At 67.7% G+C, this 20,868-nt stretch carries 17 protein-coding genes; 11 read left to right on the forward strand and 6 right to left on the reverse strand.

The window, feature by feature from the left end; translation table 11 throughout:
* The first annotated feature begins 110 nt into the window (after positions 1-110).
* Genes ACLBYA_RS06310 through ACLBYA_RS06330 form a run of 5 tightly spaced genes read left to right on the forward strand, consistent with a single transcriptional unit; the run spans position 111 to position 7,258 of the window.
* Positions 111-1,490 (forward strand): MFS transporter, encoded by a 1,380-nt coding sequence (locus tag ACLBYA_RS06310; protein ID WP_447708494.1) that lies wholly within the window; start codon positions 111-113, stop codon positions 1,488-1,490.
* Positions 1,491-1,546: 56 nt separating this feature from the next.
* On the forward strand, positions 1,547-3,229 hold the full coding sequence (locus tag ACLBYA_RS06315) for an AMP-binding protein (protein ID WP_447708495.1): 1,683 nt from the start codon (positions 1,547-1,549) through the stop codon (positions 3,227-3,229).
* A complete protein-coding gene (locus ACLBYA_RS06320; protein ID WP_447708496.1) occupies positions 3,226-4,941 on the forward strand; it encodes a thiamine pyrophosphate-binding protein in 1,716 nt (571 codons plus the stop codon). The genes ACLBYA_RS06315 and ACLBYA_RS06320 overlap by 4 nt, the downstream gene beginning before the upstream one ends.
* Positions 4,938-5,990, forward strand: a complete 1,053-nt coding sequence (locus tag ACLBYA_RS06325) for a phosphotransferase family protein (RefSeq protein WP_447708497.1) — start codon at positions 4,938-4,940, stop codon at positions 5,988-5,990. The genes ACLBYA_RS06320 and ACLBYA_RS06325 overlap by 4 nt, the downstream gene beginning before the upstream one ends.
* Complete coding sequence (locus ACLBYA_RS06330; RefSeq protein WP_447708498.1) at positions 5,987-7,258, forward strand: acyl-CoA dehydrogenase family protein; 1,272 nt, start codon at positions 5,987-5,989, stop codon at positions 7,256-7,258. The genes ACLBYA_RS06325 and ACLBYA_RS06330 overlap by 4 nt, the downstream gene beginning before the upstream one ends.
* Positions 7,259-7,282: 24 nt before the next feature.
* On the opposite strand, the gene ACLBYA_RS06335 is transcribed toward ACLBYA_RS06330, so the two are convergent.
* Genes ACLBYA_RS06335 through ACLBYA_RS06345 form a run of 3 tightly spaced genes read right to left on the reverse strand, consistent with a single transcriptional unit; the run spans position 7,283 to position 11,476 of the window.
* A complete protein-coding gene (locus tag ACLBYA_RS06335) occupies positions 7,283-8,098 on the reverse strand; it encodes a metallophosphoesterase (RefSeq protein ID WP_447708499.1) in 816 nt (271 codons plus the stop codon).
* A 5-nt stretch (positions 8,099-8,103) separates the two neighbouring features.
* Entirely contained in the window at positions 8,104-9,993 is a 1,890-nt protein-coding gene (locus ACLBYA_RS06340; RefSeq protein ID WP_447708500.1) for a putative nucleotidyltransferase substrate binding domain-containing protein, read from the reverse strand.
* Between the two features lie 10 nt (positions 9,994-10,003).
* Positions 10,004-11,476 carry a sugar porter family MFS transporter gene (locus tag ACLBYA_RS06345; protein WP_447708501.1) on the reverse strand — a complete coding sequence of 491 codons (1,473 nt, stop codon included), beginning with the start codon at positions 11,474-11,476 and terminating at the stop codon, positions 10,004-10,006.
* A 274-nt stretch (positions 11,477-11,750) separates the two neighbouring features.
* Between ACLBYA_RS06345 and ACLBYA_RS06350 the strand changes: the two genes are divergently transcribed.
* On the forward strand, positions 11,751-12,956 hold the full coding sequence (locus tag ACLBYA_RS06350) for a Gfo/Idh/MocA family protein (RefSeq protein ID WP_447708502.1): 1,206 nt from the start codon (positions 11,751-11,753) through the stop codon (positions 12,954-12,956).
* A 29-nt stretch (positions 12,957-12,985) separates the two neighbouring features.
* Positions 12,986-14,008, forward strand: a complete 1,023-nt coding sequence (locus ACLBYA_RS06355) for a sugar phosphate isomerase/epimerase family protein (RefSeq protein ID WP_447708503.1) — start codon at positions 12,986-12,988, stop codon at positions 14,006-14,008.
* A 24-nt stretch (positions 14,009-14,032) separates the two neighbouring features.
* Here the strand turns inward: ACLBYA_RS06355 and ACLBYA_RS06360 are convergent, their stop codons facing one another.
* Positions 14,033-15,289, reverse strand: coding sequence for a sensor histidine kinase (locus tag ACLBYA_RS06360; protein ID WP_447708504.1), 1,257 nt, complete (start codon positions 15,287-15,289; stop codon positions 14,033-14,035).
* A complete protein-coding gene (locus ACLBYA_RS06365; protein ID WP_447708505.1) occupies positions 15,286-16,008 on the reverse strand; it encodes a response regulator transcription factor in 723 nt (240 codons plus the stop codon). Before ACLBYA_RS06365 ends, ACLBYA_RS06360 begins: the two co-directional genes overlap by 4 nt.
* Positions 16,009-16,112: 104 nt before the next feature.
* Here ACLBYA_RS06365 and ACLBYA_RS06370 point away from each other — a divergent pair, with 104 nt between their 5' ends.
* The 4 genes from ACLBYA_RS06370 to ACLBYA_RS06385 are packed head-to-tail and all read left to right on the forward strand — an operon-like array spanning position 16,113 to position 19,865.
* The gene (locus ACLBYA_RS06370; protein WP_447708506.1) at positions 16,113-17,117 is read left to right on the forward strand and encodes an AAA family ATPase; all 1,005 of its coding nucleotides are present in this window, start codon (positions 16,113-16,115) and stop codon (positions 17,115-17,117) included.
* Positions 17,114-18,010 carry a DUF58 domain-containing protein gene (locus ACLBYA_RS06375; protein ID WP_447708507.1) on the forward strand — a complete coding sequence of 299 codons (897 nt, stop codon included), beginning with the start codon at positions 17,114-17,116 and terminating at the stop codon, positions 18,008-18,010. The genes ACLBYA_RS06370 and ACLBYA_RS06375 overlap by 4 nt, the downstream gene beginning before the upstream one ends.
* Positions 18,007-18,951 (forward strand): VWA domain-containing protein, encoded by a 945-nt coding sequence (locus ACLBYA_RS06380; RefSeq protein ID WP_447708508.1) that lies wholly within the window; start codon positions 18,007-18,009, stop codon positions 18,949-18,951. The genes ACLBYA_RS06375 and ACLBYA_RS06380 overlap by 4 nt, the downstream gene beginning before the upstream one ends.
* An 8-nt stretch (positions 18,952-18,959) precedes the next feature.
* Positions 18,960-19,865: a S1C family serine protease gene (locus tag ACLBYA_RS06385; protein WP_447708509.1), complete on the forward strand. Its 906-nt coding sequence runs from the start codon at positions 18,960-18,962 to the stop codon at positions 19,863-19,865.
* Here the strand turns inward: ACLBYA_RS06385 and ACLBYA_RS06390 are convergent, their stop codons facing one another.
* The gene (locus tag ACLBYA_RS06390; protein WP_447708510.1) at positions 19,866-20,789 is read right to left on the reverse strand and encodes a LysR family transcriptional regulator; all 924 of its coding nucleotides are present in this window, start codon (positions 20,787-20,789) and stop codon (positions 19,866-19,868) included.
* Between the last annotated feature and the right edge of the window lie 79 nt (positions 20,790-20,868).

Here is a 20,868-nt window from a genome sequence, read left to right on the forward strand (position 1 = left end):
TGTGGCAATTCTGGGCCAATGTGGTTGGAAGCACTTGCGCTCATTGCGTGTGGCGTGTACCACACCTATGGTAGGACCAAAGAAGTACCGTCGAACCCTGGAGAAAATTCATGACCCAGCAGAGCGCAACGCGGGCTTCCGCCGCAGGAACACCGACTGACCAGCGAAGTCTTCGTAGGGTCGGCGCGGCCAGCTTGATCGGCACGACCATCGAGTACTACGACTTCTTCGTTTACGGCACCGCCGCTGCGCTGGTGTTTCCCGCACTCTTCTTCCCCACCAGCAGCCCGGCGATGGGCACCATCGCCTCGTTCGCAACGTTCGGTGTTGCATTCTTCGCACGCCCGGTCGGCTCGATCCTGTTCGGCCACTTCGGCGACCGGATCGGCCGCAAACGCACCCTGGTGTGGACCCTGCTCATCATGGGTCTCTCGACGGTGCTGATCGGATTCCTGCCCGGCTACAACGCCTCGGCGTTCGGGTTCTTCGAGGGCGGCATCGGGATCTGGGCGCCGGTGATCCTGGTGGCCATGAGGTTCCTGCAGGGCCTGGCCATGGGTGGTGAATGGGCCGGGGCGACCCTGCTCACCGCCGAATACGCGCCCAAGGGTCAACGCGGCAGAATGGCGGTCTATCCGCAGCTCGGTCCGGCCTGCGCGTTCTTCCTCGCCAGCGGCACCTTCTGGATCGCCTCGATCACCGTCGGCGCCGACAGCCAGATGTTCCTCGACTACGGCTGGCGCCTGCCCTTCATCGCCTCGATACTGCTCGTCATGGTCGGCCTGTGGATCCGGCTCTCGGTCGAGGAAACCCCGGTCTTCAAGAACCAGAAGCTCAATCAGGAGCGCGAGGCCGCACCGGTCAAGCTGCCCTTCGGTGACGCCATCCGTAAGCAGTGGCGCCAGATCGCCCTGGCCGGTCTGGCCATGTCGACGGTCTTCTCGATGTTCTACACCGGAAGCACCTTCCTCACGAGCTACGGAATCGGGTCGCTGGACATGAGCAGGACGACGATCCTGGGCTTCGGCATGATCGCCGCCGTGGTGCTCGGTTTTGTCACCTCCGCCGCCGCGATCATCTCGGACCGCGTCGGCCGCCGGAAGGTCATCGCGTTCGCCTACGGCGCTGCGATCATCTGGTCACTGGCGCTGTTCCCGCTGCTGGACACCGGGTCACCCTTCGCCTTCTTGGTCGGTGTGACAGTGTCGCTGGCCGTCTACGGTGTGGCGAACGGTCCCGCCGGCGCGCTGCTGCCGGAGATGTTCCAATCGCGATTCCGTTACACCGGAGCAGGTTTGAGCTACAACCTGGGTGGCATCATCGGCGGGGCGATCCCGCCCATCGTGGCCGCCCAGATCGTGGCCAACTACTCGAGCATCTGGGTCGGTGTGCTGTTGGCGGCGCTGTCGGCGATGAGCCTGGTCGCCATCCTGGCGCTGCCGGAGACCAAGAACAACGACATCGAAGACAAGCCGACCACCGAGGTCTAGCGCCCACGCGCAGACCCAGCAGGTATCGGTGTCAAACACATTGCAGGAAAGGCAGTATGACTTCCACCCTGGCGTCCCACGCCATCTCCCCTCGATTCACCCCCGAACAGCGGACCGGGTTCACCCTTCCCGCGTTCCTGCTCGCTGCCGCGTCGGCATATCCCGACAAGGTGGCGATGCGCGAGATGTCCGGCGGGCAGTTGACCTACACAGAACTCCTGGAACTCACCGAACGCCGGGCCGCCGGACTGGCGGCGCTCGGCGTGACCCAGGGCGATCGGGTGATGCTGTTGATGGACAACTCCATCGACCTGGTCGTCAGCTGGTTCGCGACGAATCTCCTCGGTGCCGTGCAGGTCGGAACGAACACCGCCTGCCGGGGAACGAGCCTGGTGCACATCGCGAACAACTCCGGTGCCGAGGTCGCGATCATCGACGCCAAGTACGCCGATGCCGTCGCCGATGTCGCCGGTGAACTGAAGACCATCCGGGCGGTCGCGGTGCGTGGTGGCGGTGGCGAACTGCCCTGGCAGACCGTGGCTCTGGACACTCTCGACGCAGGCGGCGGCGAACGTCCCGATGTCGAGGTCTCCTACCGCGATCCCGCGGCCATTCTCTACACCTCCGGGACCACCGGTCCGGCCAAGGGTGTCGTGGTGCCGCACGCCCATATGCACACGTTTGCCGCGCACGCCGTCGATCAGTTGCAGATCAACTCCGACGACGTGTACTACGTGTGCCTGCCGCTGTTCCACGCCAACGCCCAGTTCATGCAGGTACTTCCGTGCCTGATGACCGGGGCCGAGATCGTCATCGCCGAAGTGTTCAGCGCCAGTGGCTGGCTGGAGGATCTGCGCGCCTGCGGTGCGACGGTGACCAGCCTGCTCGGCGTGATGGCCCAGTACATCTTCAACCGACCGGCCACCGCTGTCGACACCGACCACGGGGTCCGTCGCATGTTCACCCTGCCCCTGCCGTCGGTGATCGCGGAGGACTTCGAGCGGCGCTTCGATACGACGTGTATCGAGGCCTACGGGATGACCGAGATCTGCCTGCCGCTCTACCGCCCGGCCGGAGAACCGCTGCGCCCCGGCAGTTGCGGTAAGGCACTCGACGAATGGTTCGAGGTGGCGATCGTCGACCCCGAGACCGACGAGCCACTCGCAGACGGCGCCGTCGGCGAGATCGTGGTGCGCCCGCGCTACCCGTTCACCACGTTTCTGGAGTACCACTCGATGCCCGACCGCACCGTGGAGGCCTGGCGAAACCTGTGGTTCCACACCGGGGATGCCGCGTACCGCGATGCCGATGGCTACTTCTACTTCATGGATCGGCTCAACGACCGGATCCGGCGCAAGGGTGAGAACGTCACCGCCTATGACATCGAGGTGGCGCTGTCCGAGCTGCCGGAGATCGTCGAATCGGCGGTGATCGCCAAGCCGGCCGCCGAGGGCGAGGACGATATCAAGGCCTATCTCGTGGTCTCCGACGGCGCGAACTCGCCGGATCACGTTGCGGTTCTGCAGCACTGTGTCAAGCGGCTACCGTACTTCGCGGTACCGCGTTATCTGGAGTTCATACCCGAACTGCCCAAGACGCCGACCGGCAAGGTGCTCAAGCGGACCCTGCGCGCCGCGGAGACCTCCACCGACCAATGGGATCGCGAGGAGGCCGGCTGGACGGTCAGACGCGGCGTGGATCGTCTGATCCGGGTGGACGACGTCACTCCTCGGTCATGACCGGGACGACCGTTGCCCAACTGATCGCCGACAAGCTTCATGTACAGGGTGTGCGCCGCGTCTTCGGGCTGTGCGGAGGCCACATCCAGCCGGTGTGGGATGCGGTGTCCCGGGCCGGTATCGAGATCGTCGACGTGCGGCACGAGGCGGCCGCGGTGTACATGGCCCATGCCACCGCCGAGCTCACCGGTGAGTTGGGTGTGGCGATGGTGACCGCGGGTCCGGGCCTGACCAATGCGGTCACCGCGATCTCGAATGCGTTCGTGGCACGCAGCCCGGTCCTGGTCATCTCCGGCCGGGCACCACGACCGCAGACCGGGATGGCGGCGATGCAGGACATCGACCAGGCGGGTGTCGTCAGGCCGGTGACCCGACTCGTCGAGCAGGTATCCGAACGCCACCATGTCATCCCGCGGTTGGACAAGGTGATCGCGGCCGCACTCGGCGGCGCCACCGGGGCCACCGGCCCGGCCTACATCGACTTTCCCACCGACCTGCTCGACGAGATCGTGCACGAGGCCGATGTTCCGCCACTGGCCATGCAACCTCGCCGCGCCGCGGTGCCGATGCCGGACCCCGAGGCCATCACCGCGGCCGCTGAACTGATCTGCGGCGCAACACGAATTCTGGTGATCGGTGGGCGGCCGGTCCGTGCTGCTGCCGCCCAGGTGCGCGAGTTCCTGGACGCCACTCACGCCGTCTACCTCGACTCGGGGGAGTGCCGCGGGGCCATCCGCGACGACGTCCCGGGTTTCGTGCCGGCCGTCCGGGGCCGCGTGATCAGCGAGGCCGACCTGGTCATCACCCTGGGACGGCGGCTGGATTTCCAGCTGGGCTATGGCTCGCCCGCGGTGTTCTCCGACGACGCCCGATTCCTGCGGATCGGAACCTGTTTCGAGGAACTCGGCGAGAACCGGCGCGGTGACGCCGAGGTGCACGCCGGCACGGGCGCCGCGCTCACTGCGTTGGCGGCAGCGGGAGCCGCACCGGCCGCGCCGGACCTGGACTGGGTCGCCGATGTCCGGGCCGCCAATACCGCGCGGACGGCCGCGTTGGCCACCAAGATGGCCTCGCCCGACAGCGACGACGACGGCCGGATGATGCCCAATTTCGTCGTCGGTGCGGTCAACGATCTGCTCACCGACGGTGCGGTGGCCGTCGCCGACGGCGGGGACATCCTGTCGTTCGCCCGGGTGGGCCTCAAGCCGGTGGACTATCTGGACTGCGGATCGCTGGGCTGCCTCGGAGTTGGGGTGCCGTTCGCCGTCGCGGCCGCGTTGCAGCGCCCGGACGAACCCGTGATCGCCGTGATCGGCGACGGCAGTTTCGGATTCACCGCGATGGAGGTGGACACCGCTGTGCGGCACGGTGCGAAGGCGGTGTTCGTCGTCGTCAACAACGAGGCGTGGAACATCGAATGGCACGATCAGGTCGACCGGTACGACAACGTCGTCGGTGTCGATCTGCCCGGCTGCCGGTACGACCTGCTCGGCCGCAGCCTGGGCGCGCACGGTGAGCGGGTCGAGGAGGCAAGCGAACTCGCCGACGCGCTCAAGCGGGCCCTGGACAACGCACCAGCGGTGGTCGACGTCGTGGTCAGCCGGCACGCCAAGTCCGCAGACTACCTCGGCGGACTTGCGGCGGTGCCGCCGCGCCAGGCGGTCGGCCCATGGAACACCGCAGAACTACGACGATACGAGGCCATGTCATGAGCTCACTCGACGATCTGGCGACCGAACGGGTCCGCCGGTGGCTCGTCGACACCGACACCCATTCGGTGGGACGACGATTGACCTCCCGGCTGATCGCCGGGGGACGGTCCAATCCCACCTACGAGCTGACCGACGGTGACCGGTACTGGATCCTGCGGCGTCCACCGGTGGGCCATGTCCTGCCGACGGCGCACGATATGGGACGCGAATACCGGGCGCTGAGTGCGCTGTACGGCACCGCGGTGCCCGTGCCACGCACCATCGGACTCTGCGAGGACACTGCGGTACTCGGTGCATCCTTCTACGTGATGGACAAGATCGACGGCATCACGTTGCGTACACCCGAGGACACCGCCAGATTGACACCCGCGCAACGCAAGACGCTTGCGGGGTCGGCGGTGCACACGCTGGTCGCCCTGCACGAGGTGGACCCGGCCGAGGTCGGACTCGCCGACTGGGGTCGGCCCGATGGCTATCTGGAACGGCAGCTGAAACGGTGGCAACGGCAGTGGGAGGCGTCGGCCACCTCGCCTCGCCCCGAGGTCGACGAACTGCTGGCTCGGCTGGGCGCATCGATGCCGGACACCCGCTTCCCCGGAATCGTGCACGGCGACTTCAAGATCGACAATCTGATGGTCGACCGTGACGACCCGACGAGGATCCTGGGTCTGCTCGACTGGGAGATGTCGACCCTCGGCGACACCCTGACCGACCTCGGGATCCTGTGCTCGTTCTGGGACCACGAGGGTGAATTCTTCAATCCGATCACCGCCGGCGCCACGGCGCTGCCGGGCTTTCCGACCCGCGACGAGATCGTGGACGCCTATGCCACCGCCCGCGGCGTCGACGTCAGCGATCTGGACTGGTACCTGGTCTTCGCGGACTTCAAGATCGCGGTCATCCTGGAGGGCATTCACGCCCGCCATCTGCAGGGGCACACCGCCGGGGCGGACTTCGAGGGTGTCGGCGACATGGTCGGCCCCCTGTTGAGTCGCGCGCTGGAACGGGCGACATCTGCACCATCGGTTACGTTGAGAGGGATTCGATGACGAACAGAACAGCGGTGATAAACGAAACAGCCTCACTGACAACCACTCTCGCGGAGGACTCGGCGCTCGACCTGCGTCCCTCGGACCGTGCCCGTGAGCTGCGGGCCGAGCTGGTCGACTTCATGCACGGGCACGTGTTCCCGGCCGAACACGATTACGAGAGCTACCGGCGTGATGCGGGTCCGGACGATCATGTGGTGCCGCCGGTGATCGAGGATCTGAAGAAGGAAGCGCGGTCCCGCGGGCTGTGGAATCTGTTCCTGCCCGCCGAGTCGGGTATCGGGCAGCTTGACTACGCCGGTCTTGCCGAGATCACCGGCTGGAGCCTACATCTGGCGCCGGAGGCCACCAACGGACAGGCGCCTGATACCGGGAACATGGAGCTACTGCACCTGTTCGGCACCGACGAACAGAAGCATCGCTGGCTGCAGCCGCTACTGGACGCCGAGATCCGATCGGCGTTCTCGATGACCGAGGTGACCGTCGCGAGCTCCGATGCCACCAATATCGAGACCCGGATCGAGCGTGACGGCGACCATTACGTCATCAACGGCCGCAAATGGTGGACCAGTGGCGCGGCGGACCCGCGCTGCCGGCTGTTGATCGTGATGGGCAAGACCGATCCCGAGGCTGCGCCGCACCGGCAGCAGTCGATGGTGCTGGTGCCGGTCGACACCCCGGGTGTGACGATCGTGCGCGATGTCCCGGTGTTCGGGCGGCACGACCAACACGGCCACTGCGAGGTGACCTACGACGATGTCCGTGTGCCGGTGTCGAACATCCTCGGTGAGGAGGGTGCCGGATTCGCCGTTGCGCAGGCGCGACTGGGCCCGGGCCGCATCCACCACTGCATGCGGGCGCTCGGCGCGGCCGAACGGGCGCTGGCGCTGATGACCACCCGGGCGCAGTCGCGCATCGCCTTCGGCAAGCCGCTGGCCGAGCAGGGCACCATCCAACAGGACATCGCCGAGTCGCGAATCGCCATCGACCAGGCCCGACTGCTGTGTCGGCATGCCGCCAAGACGATCGACGAACACGGCAACAAGGCGGCCGCGCAGCTTGTTTCGGCGGCCAAGGTGTCGGTACCCCGGGTTGCGCTGCAGGTCATCGACCGGGCCATCCAGGTCCACGGCGGAGCCGGTGTCAGTGATGACGTCCCGCTGGCCGCCATGTACGGATGGCACCGGTCGATGCGGATCTTCGACGGCCCCGACGAGGTGCACCTGCGGTCCCTCGCCAAGGCCGAACTGCGCAGGCACGCTCAATGAGAGCCGAGCGGACCGGATCCGCACTCAGCGGGCGCTGACCTCGCCGATCAGTTCCAGCGCCTGCCACGGTGTCGTCGGAGTGTCGCGATGGTCGGGGTCGACCCCGACCAGCCTGCCGCCGCTGAGATGGACGAACTCGTGTTTCGCGGTCGCGTCGACGGTTAGCAGAGCTTCGATACCGGTTCGGGTGTAAAGACTTTCGTGGTCGCGCCACGAGGTGATGCTGTTGTGTCCGTGGATCTGGCTGAACGGGAGATGGCGGTCGGCCCACCCGGGGAGCAGTTCGGTGGCGGTGTCCGCCCAGAGCGGGCCGGCATCGGGGATCGTGGCACCGTGCAGGAACATGCCCGCCCGGAACACCGTATCGCTGCCGTCGCGCGCGAGTTCGTTGATCCGGTGTGCAGCCTCGGCGGCGGTGGGTGGACCGCCGAGCACACTCGCCCAGAACTGGGCGGTCACACCCGCATGGGTGATCAGGAAGGACTCGTCGGCGGTCTCGACCGCGGCGGCCACGGTCGCGGAGCCGTGCCGCCACCACCGGTTCAGTGCACGGATGTTCCTGCGGCTCAGCTCCTCCGGCCATCGGAACACCGGCGGCTTGAGGTAGTTGACCTCATGGTTGCCGATCAGCTGAATCCACTGGCCGGGCTGTGCACGCAGATAGCGGTCGACCATCGAGACCACCAGATCGGAGTCGGGTCCGCGGTGGACCAGATCGCCGACCTGGATGACAAGCAGATCGTCGGGCAGGGGGCCGTCTGGGGGTGCACCGAGGCGGGTGAGCTCTTCGCGTAGCTGCTCGGCATGCCCGCCGATATCACCGATGACCGCGATCCGCATTGTGGTCAGAGGGTCTTCCGTCGGGGCATCGGTGCGGTGCGGGAGACCTCGCGTTCCATCCGGCGGGCGATGCCGTTGATCTCGCGGACGGCCTGGCCGATCATGGTGCGTTCGATCGGCGACAGATCGTCGCGGTTGATCTGATCGGTGGCCCGCTCGCCGCGCTGAAGCTGATCCAGATTGTGGTGCAGACGAATTCGCTGCAGCAGCTCGAACACCTCGATCAGTCGGTGGGCTTCGGCGTGTGGCAGGATCGGCGATCCTGCTGCGTCACGCAATCGGCGCACCGTCTGCAGTTCGGTGGAGCCGACACTCAGCGCCGCCCAGCGGGCGATGCTCACCACCGGCAGCAGCCCGTGGGCCTTGACGTCGAAGGTGGAGGCTCCGCCCTTGCCGGTGAACACATCGAGCAGGGTGCGATCGCGCACCTTGGCCCGCTGCGAGAAGGAGTCCGACAGCAGCAGATTCATCGCCGCGGGGTGGCGCTGGAAGTCGGTGAACACCCGTGCCACCGCGGGAAGTCCGGGTGTGCCGTGTACCGGTCGGCCGTCCACCAACAGCGAGGCGATGACGGCCAGGCCCTTACTGTGGGCCGCCATGGCAGCCCGGGAGTTCTCGCCAGGCACGGTCAACCAGCGGGTCGCGGCGTCCCGCCATTCGCTGTCGGTCCGGGTGAAGGCCTTGTTCGAGGCGTTCGCGCCGTTGACATCCACACCCAGCCCGGCCTCGGTGAGCAATTCGTCGACCACACCGAACATCTCACGGAACCGTGTCATGGTGTCGGGCGGCACATAGTCGGCGAAGGCGATGGCGGCGTCGACATCGGAGGACGGTACCGCTTCGCGCCGGCCATGACTGCCCAGCGTGAGCCAGGTGAACTGATCGAGCGGTAGGTCGGGATGCTCGGCGGCTACCAAGTGGATGGACCGCCGGATGATCGCGTCGACGATGGCCGAGTACACCCGGATCACCCGATCGGCCGCGAGCCCCCGGTCCAGGACATCGCGCAGCACGGCGGGTGCCCGCCGGGCGCGCGTCACCAGTTCGGTGCGGTTGCGGGCACGGTGGATCTGCTCGAGCAACCCGACCCCGGCAGTGGTGGGCGCAAGCGCGAAATCACGTGCGCCGACGATGCCGCGCAGGGTGCCGGCCCGGTCGACCACCGGCAGGTACTCGGCCCGGGTGTCCAGCAGCGTGATCAGCGCCTCGACCGACGATCCGGAGAGTTCGACCGTCGTCGCGGGCTGCATCACCACCCGGGCCGGTGCGTCCGGGGACAGACCGTCGCCGACCACCCGACGACCGACCATCGCGTCGGTGAGGATACCGAACGTCCCGTCCCCGAAATCGACTACGGCGCAGTGTACGTCGCGATCCGCGAGCTGTCGCACCACATCGGCGGCCGGCGTATCCGGCCCGACGAGCACCGGCGTGATGGCGATAAGATCTTCGACCGTGCTGAACGCCGGCGTCGTGGCGGTCATGCGCCGGATGCGGGAAATGCAGTCGGCAAGGAACCGCGCCCCGGCGGGCGAGGAGAAGGCCGGCTCGACGAGGTGGCCCGGCAGTACCGCGATATCGGCGGCGGTGGTGGCCACCGCGCGGGGGCCGACCGGTCGTGCGGTGAGCATCGCCGAGTAGCCGATGACGTCACCGGCGTGAAAGCGTTCGTCGCCGGCCTTGGTGACGCGGTCCTGATCGTGCCAGAGGTCGACGTCACCGCGCAGGACCACGTAGATCTCGGTGGGTGGTGCGGCAAACGCGTCGACCACCAACTCGCCTGCAGAGAATCGACGGATCGTCGCGGCAGCCGCCAGCGTCGCCAGCTGGGTCGCATCCAGCGAGTCGAACGGTTCGACTTCGCAGAGGAAGCGACCCAGCTCCTCGCGCGTCATGATCGGCCGCTCAGCGCATGCCGAGGTAGATCTGCCCCGTCGACACGTCTTCCTCCAGCGCTTCCAGCGAGCGGCCGCGGGTCTCGGGTACCTGGCTCCAGACGAACAGCAAGGCGACGACGCCGATCCCGGCGAACAGGAAGAACGAGCCGGTGATGCCGACGGTCGAGACCAGGGTGGGGAAGTACAGGCCGAGGAACCCGTTGGTGACCCAGCAGAACAGGACCGAGATGCCGATGCCCAGGCCGCGCATGTGCAGCGGGAAGACCTCGGCCAGCCACACCCAGACGGCGATGTTGAGGAAGGTCTGCATCGACAGCACGAACCCGACGACGAGGACCAGGATCACGTACGGACGCGCCGGGTTGCCGGCCGGCAGCAGCATCGACGCGACGCCCACCAGGCAGTGGAAGGTGGTGGTCAGCGACAGGCCGATCAGGAACGTCTTTCGTCGGTCCAGCCGATCCATGTTGCGCAGGGCGATGATGCCGCCGATCACGGCGACGATGCCGAAGGCGATATTGGCCAGTACGGCCTGCTGCTCGCTCATGCCCGATTCCTCCAGCACCCGGGTGCCGTAGTACATGATCGAGTTGATGCCGGTGAGCTGCTGGGTCATGCAGACGCCGATACCCACGAAGATGATGCGCCGCAGCCACTTGTTGCTGAGGATCGCGCGGAATCCGATCTGGTTCTGGTCGCGTTCTTCGCGGGCCACCAGCTCCACCTGACTCAGTTCGGCCAGTGCGCGGTCCTCGGACCGGATGGTCTTCAGCACGGTCAGCGCCTCGTCGCGGCGGCCCTTCTCGACCAGCCAGCGTGGTGACTCGGGCATGCGCAGCATGCCGAAGAACAGTGCGATGGCCGGCAGGGCACAGACCGCGAACATGATGCGCCAGACACCGTCGATGTGACCGAGTGTGACGCCGAGGATCGCGTTCACCACAAAAGCGGACAACTGGCCGACCACGATGGCCAGCTCGTTGCGCCCGGTAATGGACCCGCGGATCTCATAGGGGGACAGTTCGGCGAGGAAGACCGGCACGACCGTAGACGCGCCGCCGACGGCAAGGCCGAGCACGATGCGGCCGGCAACCAGGGTGGCGAAACCGCTCGCCGAGAAGGTGCCGGATTCGGGTCCGGCGGGGGAGAACACCACCAGCAGCACGCCGAAGAAGAACAGCAGCGCCAGGATCAGGATCGTCTTGCGACGCCCGATGGCGTCGGAGATGATCCCGCCGAGCAGGGCGCCGACCGCGGCCGCGAACAGCAGTGAACTGATCACCACGCCGAGCTGCAGCAGGGAAAGCCCGAGTTCGCGGGCCATCGGGCCCTCGGCGCCGTTGGCCACGCCGGTGTCGTAGCCGAACAGCAGGCCGCCCAGGCAGGCGACGATGGAGATGAGGCCGATCCGCTGTCGATGCGGGCCACTGGTCAGAGGTGGTAGCTCGGCTTCAGATGCCGAGCCCGTCTGTGCAGTCATCTGGACGTTCCTTCATTGCTTGGCGCAGCGGAGTGCCGACGCTGTGCGGTGTCGGTGACACCGGTCACATACGACACCATAGCCCGTCAGAATCATTTGTAAAGTCATACGGACATTGTTTCAACATCCGAGGTTCAGGCGGCGCTCGCCGCGGCCGATCAATATCAAAATCCCGCAGCCGATTTGACCCTTGACAGATGCGCGCGGCGAAGGTCACACTTTGCGAGTTAGACCGGTCTAGTAGACCGGGTCAAAGAGACAGAGGAGCACATCCATGGGCAGCGATACGATCGGCGTCGCCGTCATCGGCGGAGGGATGGCCGGGCGTGCGCATGCCGCCGGCTACCGGGCCGCCACGACGGTCTTCGGTACCGACCGACCCGACGTCCGACTGGTGGCGATCGCGGACAGCAACGCGGCCGTCGCCGACGACACCGCCAAACGCTACGGCTACGAGCGGGCCGAGTACGACTGGCGGGCCATCGCCGATGCGCCCGATATCGACGCCGTGAGTGTCGTGGTGGCCAACCACCTGCACCGCGAGATCGTCGAGGGCCTGCTGGCGGCCGGTAAGCACGTGCTGTGCGAGAAGCCGCTGGCAGGCTCGCTGGCCGATGCCGAGGCGATGGTGGCGGCGGCGAACGACTCCGACAGAGTGACCGCAGTCGGCTACACCTACCGTCGGTCGCCCGCGGTCGAGCAGATCCGTCGCGAGCTGGCGGCGGGCACCATCGGCGAGTTGGTGCATTTCAACGGCCACTACTGGTGCGACTACGCGCTGGACCCGACCTCGCCGATCACCTGGCGCTACAAGGGCGGGCCCAGCACGGGCGCGTTGTCCGATGTGGGCAGCCACCTGATCGACCTCGGCGAGTTCGTCTGCGGACCGATCACCGAGGTCAGCGGCGCGGCGTTCGCGACCCTGATCAAGGAGCGGCCGGTACCGCTCGGGGTCACCTACGGGCACACCAAGGGTGCGGTCAGCGAGGAGTTGGCCCCGGTGGAGAACGAGGACGTGGCCACGTTCACGGCCACCTTCGCCAATGGTGCGGTCGGCACGTTCTCGGCGTCGCGGGTGGCACACAACCTGCCCGACGGTCTGGCCTTCGAGCTCTTCGCGTCGAAGGGTTCGGCCGCCTGGGATCTGCACCGTGCCGGTGAATTCGCGCTGTCGGCCGACGATGTGCCCCCCGAACTCAGCGGCCCCCGCCGCGTGCTGATCGGGCCCGACCACCCCTACATCCGCGGCGGTCTGCCGATGGACGCCGGCGGTGTCGGGCACGGCGTCGCGGATCTGTTCGTCTACCAGACCCGCGCATTCCTGGACCAGATCGCCGGCCTTCGTGATCCCCGTCGCTCCGCTCGCCCAGACGACCTCGGGCCGCTCGCGAGCTTCGAGGACGGCCTGCACGGCCTACGGGTCGTGGCAGCTGTCGCCGACTCCGCCGCCGCCGGCGGGGCCGCGGTCAAGGTCCTGTAGAAATCTCCCCACCGACAAAGGATTCGATGATGAAACTCGGTCTCTACAACGCCGTCCTGCACGACCGGTCGCTGCCCGAGGCGATCGACGTGATCGCCGGCCTCGGTCTGACCGGTATCGAGATCAACACCGGCGGATTCCTGCCCGCGGTGCATGTGCCGACCATGGATGACATCTTGGTCAGCGACACCGCACGGGACGACTACCTCGGGATCTTCGAGGGCACCGGGGTGTCCATCGCCGGGCTGAACTGCAACGGCAACCCGCTGCACCCCAACCCGGTCATCGGGGACACGCACGCCGAGGACATCCGCCGGTCGATCCGGCTGGCGCAGCGCCTCGGTCAGCACCGGGTGGTCACCATGTCCGGGTTGCCGGGCGGTGAATCCGGGGCCACCCGCCCCAATTGGGTTGTCAATGCCTGGAATTCGGCGGCGCTGGACGTGCTGGACCACCAGTGGCAGATCGCGGCCGAGTTCTGGCGGGAGACCGATCGGCTGGCCCGCGACCACGATGTGAAGGTCGCTCTTGAGCTGCATCCGCAGAACATCGTGTTCAACAGCGAATCGATCGAGAAACTGGTCGCCTTGACCGGGGCCACCCACGTCGGTGTCGAACTGGACGCCTCGCACCTGTTCTGGCAGCAGATGGACCCGGTCGCGGTGGTGCGGCATCTCGGCGACCTGGTGGTGCACGCGGCCGCCAAGGACGTCCGGGTCAACGCCGAGTACGCGGCGCTCAACGGTGTGCTGGACAACAGCTTCCGGCGCCTGGGTACCGACGAGGCGCGTACCAATCTGGGCGGTGACGAATGGGCCAACGAATGGCCGAGGAACTCCGCCTGGGATTTCGTCGCGCTGGGCAAGGGCCATGACACCGCGTATTGGACCGAATTCCTGCGCGCCCTGCACGAGGTCGACCCGGAGATGATGGTCAACGTCGAGCACGAGGACACCGAGCTCGGCCGTATCGAAGGGATCGAGGTGGCCGCCGCAGTGCTCAAGGCGGCCGACGCGGATCTGCAGCAGTCGCTCGCGCTGAGCGCCGGATAGCCGGATGCCCGACTGCTGCGGTGGCTAAATCCGCCGCGGCAGTGGGCTTTCCACCGGCGGCTGACCGCTGCGCTCCGGCCCGTCGGGCACCGCGCGGTCGGGCAACCAGATCACGAAGGTGCTGCCCTCCGGGACCTGGCTGTACAACAGCAGCTTGCCCTCGTGGCTCTCTACGATCTGGCGGGCGATCGTCAGGCCCAGCCCGGAACCCTGCCGGGTGCCGTCGATTCGCTTGAACCGGTCGAACACCCGCTGGTGGTCCTCGGCAGGGATACCTGGGCCCTCATCCTGCACGGCCACCCAGGCCCAGCCGCGCGCACTGCCCGCGGCCACGGTGACGGTGGAATCCGCGGGCGCCAACCGGATCGCGTTGGACAGCAGGTTGGACAGGGCGCGCGACAGCGACTGCACATCGGCGAACACCACCGGCCCCGCAGCGCTGTGTGCCTGCAGGGTCAGCGGACGGTCGGCCGCGAGCAGCAGATGCTCGTCGACCACGTCACGGACAAACCGGTTCAGATCGACATTGCGGTCGGCGAATCCGCCCGAGCGGGTGCGGGCGGTGGCCAGCAGATCCTCCAGCAGGCGAGACATCCTCGCGGTGGCTCGGGTGATGACCGCCAGCGCATGCTCGCGTTCCGCCGGGGTCGATGACGGGTCGACCAGCACTGCTTCGACATTGGCCTGCACCACCGCCACCGGGTTACGCAACTCGTGCGACACATCCTCGACCAGCGCCCGCTCGGCGCGGAACGCTGTGTCCAGGCGCTCCAGCATGCCGTCGAGCGTGTCGGCCAGGGTACGCAGCTCGTCGGCCGGGCCGCTGGCATTGATACGTTCGGAAAGGTCGTTGGCCCGCAACCGGTTCGCGGTTGCGGTGATCTGTCCGATGGGGCGCAGCAGGCGCCCCGCCACCAGCCAGCCGACCAGCGCGGCGATGAGCGCGATGGCCGCCAGCGCGATCAGTGAGTAGTTGCGCAGGGTGTCCAGTGTCGACTGGTTGACGGCCTGTTGGACCGACCGGAGATCGGCGGCCTGGAAACTCTCCCCGGGCCGGTATTTCATGGTGCCGTCGGACAGATGCTCGAACTTCTTCACCGTCAACGGATCCAGCGGCCGGGCATCGATGGTGTGCGACAACGCGAAATACACGCCTAGCAGGATCAGTGCGGACACCCCGAACAGCAAGGTCGATGTGATGATCGCCAGCCGGGTACGGATCGGGCGGGCCCAGCGTGGCCAGGCCACCGATGTGAACCGCGGCCGGGCCACCGCCGTCACGAACCGCTCGCGCGGGGAAACGCCTCGGTGGCTTCACCTTTGAGGCGGTAGCCGCGCCCGACCAGCGTCTGCAGCACGGCCGCCTCGTCACCGACGGTGAGCTTGCGGCGCAGCGTACCGACGGTGACCCGCACAGTCTGGGTGAACGGGTCGGCATTCTCGTCCCAGACATGCTCCAGGATCTGCTCGGCCGACACCACATGCCCGGGCCGGCTCATCAGGAACCGCAGCACGGCGAACTCCTTCAGCGTCAGCGCGACCTCTCGTGACCCGCGATGCACGGTCTGCCGTGCCGAGTCCAGCGCGATATCGCCGACCCGCAGCACCGCCGACTCACCGCGCACCTCGCGACGCAGCACCGCGCGCAGCCGCGCGGTCAGCTCGGCCAACGCGAACGGTTTCACGATGTAGTCGTCGGCACCCGAATCCAGCCCGCGCACCCGGTCGGGCAGCGTCCCGTGCGCGGTCAACATGACGATCCGCAGGTCACGGCCCGAGCGGCAGTCCAAGACGCCGCTGCGCACCGCCGAGGCCAACTGCAGACCGCTGCCGTCGGGCAACGTCACATCGAGCAGCGCGACGTCGTACTCGTTGACGGTGAGCCGCTCGACGGCCTCGGCGTGGGACAGCGCCGCATCGACGGCATAACCTTCCCGGCGCAACCCCACCACGAGCGCGCTGACCAGACCTTCCTCGTCCTCGACGATCAGCACCCGCATGTACTCCGAGAATAGCCATCGCGGCCGCCGGGCGCCGGATCGCTTTCGCTGAACTTTCGGTCCGGCTTGCGCTGGTTTTCGCGCCCCGATGGTGTGCTGGCGCCATGACAGTTCCGTCGCTTACCGCCACGGCCACCGTGGAGCGTGCCTTGTTCGAGATGAAACATGTTGTCGTGGGCCAGGATCGAATGCTTGAACGCCTGATCGTGGGTCTGCTGGCCAACGGTCACGTCCTGCTGGAGGGCGTCCCGGGCATCGCCAAGACCTTGGCGGTGCGCACCGTGGCGACCGTCGTCGGCGGCCGCTTCCAGCGCCTGCAGTTCACCCCCGACCTGATGCCCGGCGACATCCTGGGCACCCGGGTGTGGCGACCGTCGACAGAGACCTTCGATATAGAGCTCGGGCCGGTGTTCGGCAATCTGATCCTGGCCGACGAGATCAACCGGGCGCCGGCCAAGGTGCAGTCCGCGCTGCTGGAGGCGATGGCCGAACGTCAGGTCAGCATCGGTGGTCGCAGCTTCCCGCTGCCCACCCCGTTCCTGGTGCTCGCCACCCAGAACCCGATCGAGACCGACGGCGTGTACCACCTGCCCGAGGCGCAGCGTGACCGGTTCCTGCTCAAGGTCGAGTTGTCGCATCCCGGTGAGCTCGACGAAATGGCGATCCTGGCCAGGATGGGCCAGCGCCCGCCGCAGGCCCGCGCGCTGCTGACCACCGACGATGTGCTGGCCCTGCAACGCGCCACCGAGGAGGTCTTCGTCCATCACGCGGTCGCGCACTACATCGTCCGGCTCGTGATGGCGACCCGGGAGCCGGCCGGCTACGGCGTCGGACACCTGGCCGGGCTGTTGGAATACGGGGTCAGCCCGCGCGGCAGCCTGAGCCTGCTGGCGGCCGGCCGGGCGATGGCCCTGCTGCGCGGGCGCGACTATGTGCTGCCCGCCGATATCGCCGAGATTGCGCCCGATGTACTGGCGCACCGGCTGGTGCTGACCTTCGACGCGGTCGCCGACGGTGTCGACCCGCGGTCGGTCATCGCCGAGATTTTGGAGCGTACCCCGGCACCGCAGATCGCGCCGAGCACCGACCTCGACGAGGTCGCATCGTGACCGGCGATCCCTGGCGGGCAATGGATCTCGGGGTACGGCGTCGAATCGACAGCCTGATCTCCGGTGACCATGAGGGCACCCGGCTGGGTGCGGGCAGCGACCCGGAGGAGGCGGTGCCGTATCAGCCGGGCGACGATGTCCGTCGGATCGACTGGAACATCAGTGCGCGCAACGGAGATCTCCACGTGGGGCGTTCCCGCGCCGAGCATCCGCTGGACACCTGGGTGCTGCTGGACACCTCGTCGAGCATGGCCTTCGGCACGGTCAGCGAGGAGAAGCGGGAGCTGGCGGCCAAGATCGTCTCGGCGGTGGCGCTGCTGACCGACGCGCCCGGAAACAGTCTGGGCCTGGCCACGTTCGGCGAAGCGGGTCTGCAGTGGCACCGGCCCGGCCGACCGCGGATCACCGCCCGTCGCATCCTGCGGGCCGCCGACGAGAACCGGGACGGGGCCGGTGGGCCGCCGCTGGCCGATGTCGTGGAGGAGTTCGGTCGGCGGCAGCACCGGCCCGGCCTGCGGGTCGTGGTGTCCGATTTCATGGATGCCGCCGCGGGATATGCGGCCCCGTTCGCCTGGGAGACACCGCTGCGGCGGTTGGCGGCCCGCCACGACGTGATCGCCGTCGAGGTCGTCGACCCGCGCGAGATGCGGTTGCCCGATATCGGGTCGGTGGTGCTCATAGACCCGGAATCTGGTCGTCAGCGCCAGATCTGGAGCAGCGACCCCGGACTGCGGAGCCGGTACGAGGATGCCGCACTGGCCTATCGGATGGCGGTGGCCACCTCGATCCGCAGCAGCGGCGCCGACCATCTGCCGGTGAGTACCGGCCGGGACTGGGTGGGCGACCTGGCCCGGTTCATCGCGACCCGGCGCCGCACCAGGATGCGCCGATGACCTTCCTGTTCCCCGCGGCACTGCTGCTGCTCGTGCCGGTCCTGTTACTTGCCGTCTCCTACCTCGTCGCGCTGCGCCACCGTCAGCGCTACGCGGTGCGATATGCCGCACTGCCGTTGCTGGACAGCGTGATTCCGGAGAAGCCGCAGTGGCGCCGCCATGTGCCCGCCGCATTGCTGGTCATCACGTTGGGGCTGCTCGCGCTGGCCGCGGCGCGGCCGGAGATGCCGGTGCGGGTGCCCTATGAACGGGCGACCATCATCGTGGCCATCGACACCTCGGAGTCGATGCAGGCCCGCGATGTCGCCCCGGACCGGATGACCGCGGCAGCCGCCGCGGCCGGTGAGTTCATCGAGCAGTTGCCGGAGACTTTCAACGTCGGTCTGGTCGCCTTCGCCGGGTCGACCATCGTGCTGCACCCGCCCGATACCGATCATGCCGCCGTGCGCGCGAGCCTGCGATCCATCGGGATGTCCTCGCGCACCGCGATCGGGGAGGGCGTGTTCACCGCGCTGGACCAGATCCGGACGGTGACCGGGCCGCAGAACGAAGCACTCCCGGCCCATATCGTGCTGTTGTCCGACGGCAGCAACACCTCCGGGCGCAGTCCCGCGGAGGCGGCCATCGCGGCATCGGCGGTGGGGGTGCCGGTGTCCACCATCGCCTACGGCACGCCCGACGGGGTGATGGAAACGCACGGTTATCCGGTCGCGGTCCCGGTCGACGGTGAAACCCTCGCCGAGTTGGCCGTCGCCACCGGCGGCACGGCCTACGAGGCGGCGAGCAGCGATGAACTCAACGACGTCTACCGCGATATCAGCTCGTCGATCGGTTGGCGCACCGAATGGCGGGAGGTCACCCCGTTTGTCGCCGGACTGGCGCTGCTGGTCGGCCTGGTCGCCGGGGGACTGTCGTTGCGCTGGTTCTCCAGGATGGTGTGAGGAGTGTTATGACGCAGCAGAATCCGAGTCTCGGACGACGTTCGGGACCCGAGTTCGTGATCCCGGAGGTGGGTGGCCCGCCGCCGCAGGTGCAGCTGCAGCCGGTGCCGACCCGTATCCATGAGCCTGCCCCGGCGCCCGTTGTCGCACCGCCCTTGCCGTCTACGACCGAACCCCGGCGACCGCGGCGGCTGCTGCTGGTGTCGATGTGCGTGGTCCTCGGCGCGGCCGCCGGGGCGGGTGCGGCGGTGGTGGTGGACCGGGTGTCCCCGGCGCGGGTCGCCGCGCCGCAGCAGCTGCCGGCACCCGGCCCGCTCGGCTCCGTCCCGGATGCGCAGCAGGCGGCGTCGGCGTTGTTGCCGAGTGTGGTCGACGTGCGGGCCGGGGGCTCCCGCGGATCAGGATTCGTGTTCGACGGCTTCGGGCGGATCCTCACCAACAGTCATGTGGTCGACGGGTTCGCCCGGGTGATGATCGGGTTCGCCGATGGCCGCCAGGTCGCCGGACGTGTGGTGGGTACCGATGCGGGATCCGATATCGCGGTGGTCGAGGTGACGGTGCCCCCACCGCCGGCGGCGGCGCTCGGGATCAGCGCCGAGTTGAGGATCGGCCAGCCGGTCATCGCGGTCGGTGCACCGTTGGGTCTGAGCAGTTCGGTCACCGCCGGGATCGTCAGCGCCCTGGAACGTACCCCCCGGTTGGGCGGTCGCACCGGGCTGCCGATGGTGCAGACCGACGCGTCGATCAACCCGGGCAACTCCGGCGGGCCGCTGGCGAACCTGCAGGGCCAGGTGATCGGGGTCAACACCGCGATCGCGACGACCGGTGCCGAGACCGGCAATATCGGGATCGGGTTCGCGGTCCCGATCGACCGGGCCATCGAGGTGGCCGACCGGATCGTCGCGGCCGACTGATCAGCCGGCGGCCTCGTCGGCTGTGATGTTGAGCACCGCTTCGTGGATGAGGGCGAGGACCGCGTCGAGCACGGCGCCGGCATGTTGGCCGCGCGAATAGCTGCGCAGCACCACCCGGCGGGTGCCCAGACCGGGTACGTCGAGGGTCTCGACGCCGTCGTGCGGCATGCCGCGCAGGGCGAGCATCGGGATCAGCGTCATCCCCTCGCCCGCGGCGACGAGTGCCAGTGCGGTCTGGGTGCCGAAGTAGCGGTGCACGATCGGCTGGTTCAATCCGACCGAGCGGCTCAACCGGGCCGCGGCGCGGGCGGTCGCCGACGACGGCTCGACACCGACCCAGGGCAGCGGCAGCCGTCCCAGTTCGGTGACGTCGGAGGCCAGCGTGCCCGCTGGTACCGCCAGCTTCCACGGCTCGTCGAGCAACGGCACCTCCACGACACCCGCGGGCGGGCGCTTGGGTGTGTCGGCGGAATCCAATTCGACTATCGCAGCATCCAATTCGCCGTCCTTCAGGGCGCGCATCAACGGCTCCTGGTCGGTTTCCAGGATCTCGAAACGAACACCGGGCAGTTGGTGGCGCCACTCGGGCAGCATCGGTGCGATCACCACCGACAGGAAGCTCTGGAACCCGCCGAGTCGCATGGTGCCGTGGATCTCCGACTCACCCCGCTCGAGCTGTAGCTGGGCGCCGGCCAGGATGGCCTCGATCTGTTGGGCGGCCTCGGCCAGCACCTGACCCTCGTGGGTGAGCACCGAGCCGTTGGTGGTGCGGGTCATCAGGACCCGATCGGTTTCGCGTTCCAACCGGGTGATCTGTTGGGACACCGCCGACGGTGTCATCTGCAGTTCGTCGGCGGCGGCGAGCACTCCGCCTTCGCGGGCCACCGCCAGTAGATAGCGCAGCCGGCGGGGGTCGATATCCATTCACAAAAGCTACATCGCCAGTACAGATTTATTCAATTGTGTTGAACCCATCCGAGGCTGATACTTCAGCGGGTTTCGT

This window comes from Mycobacterium sp. C31M, from assembly GCF_053345865.1.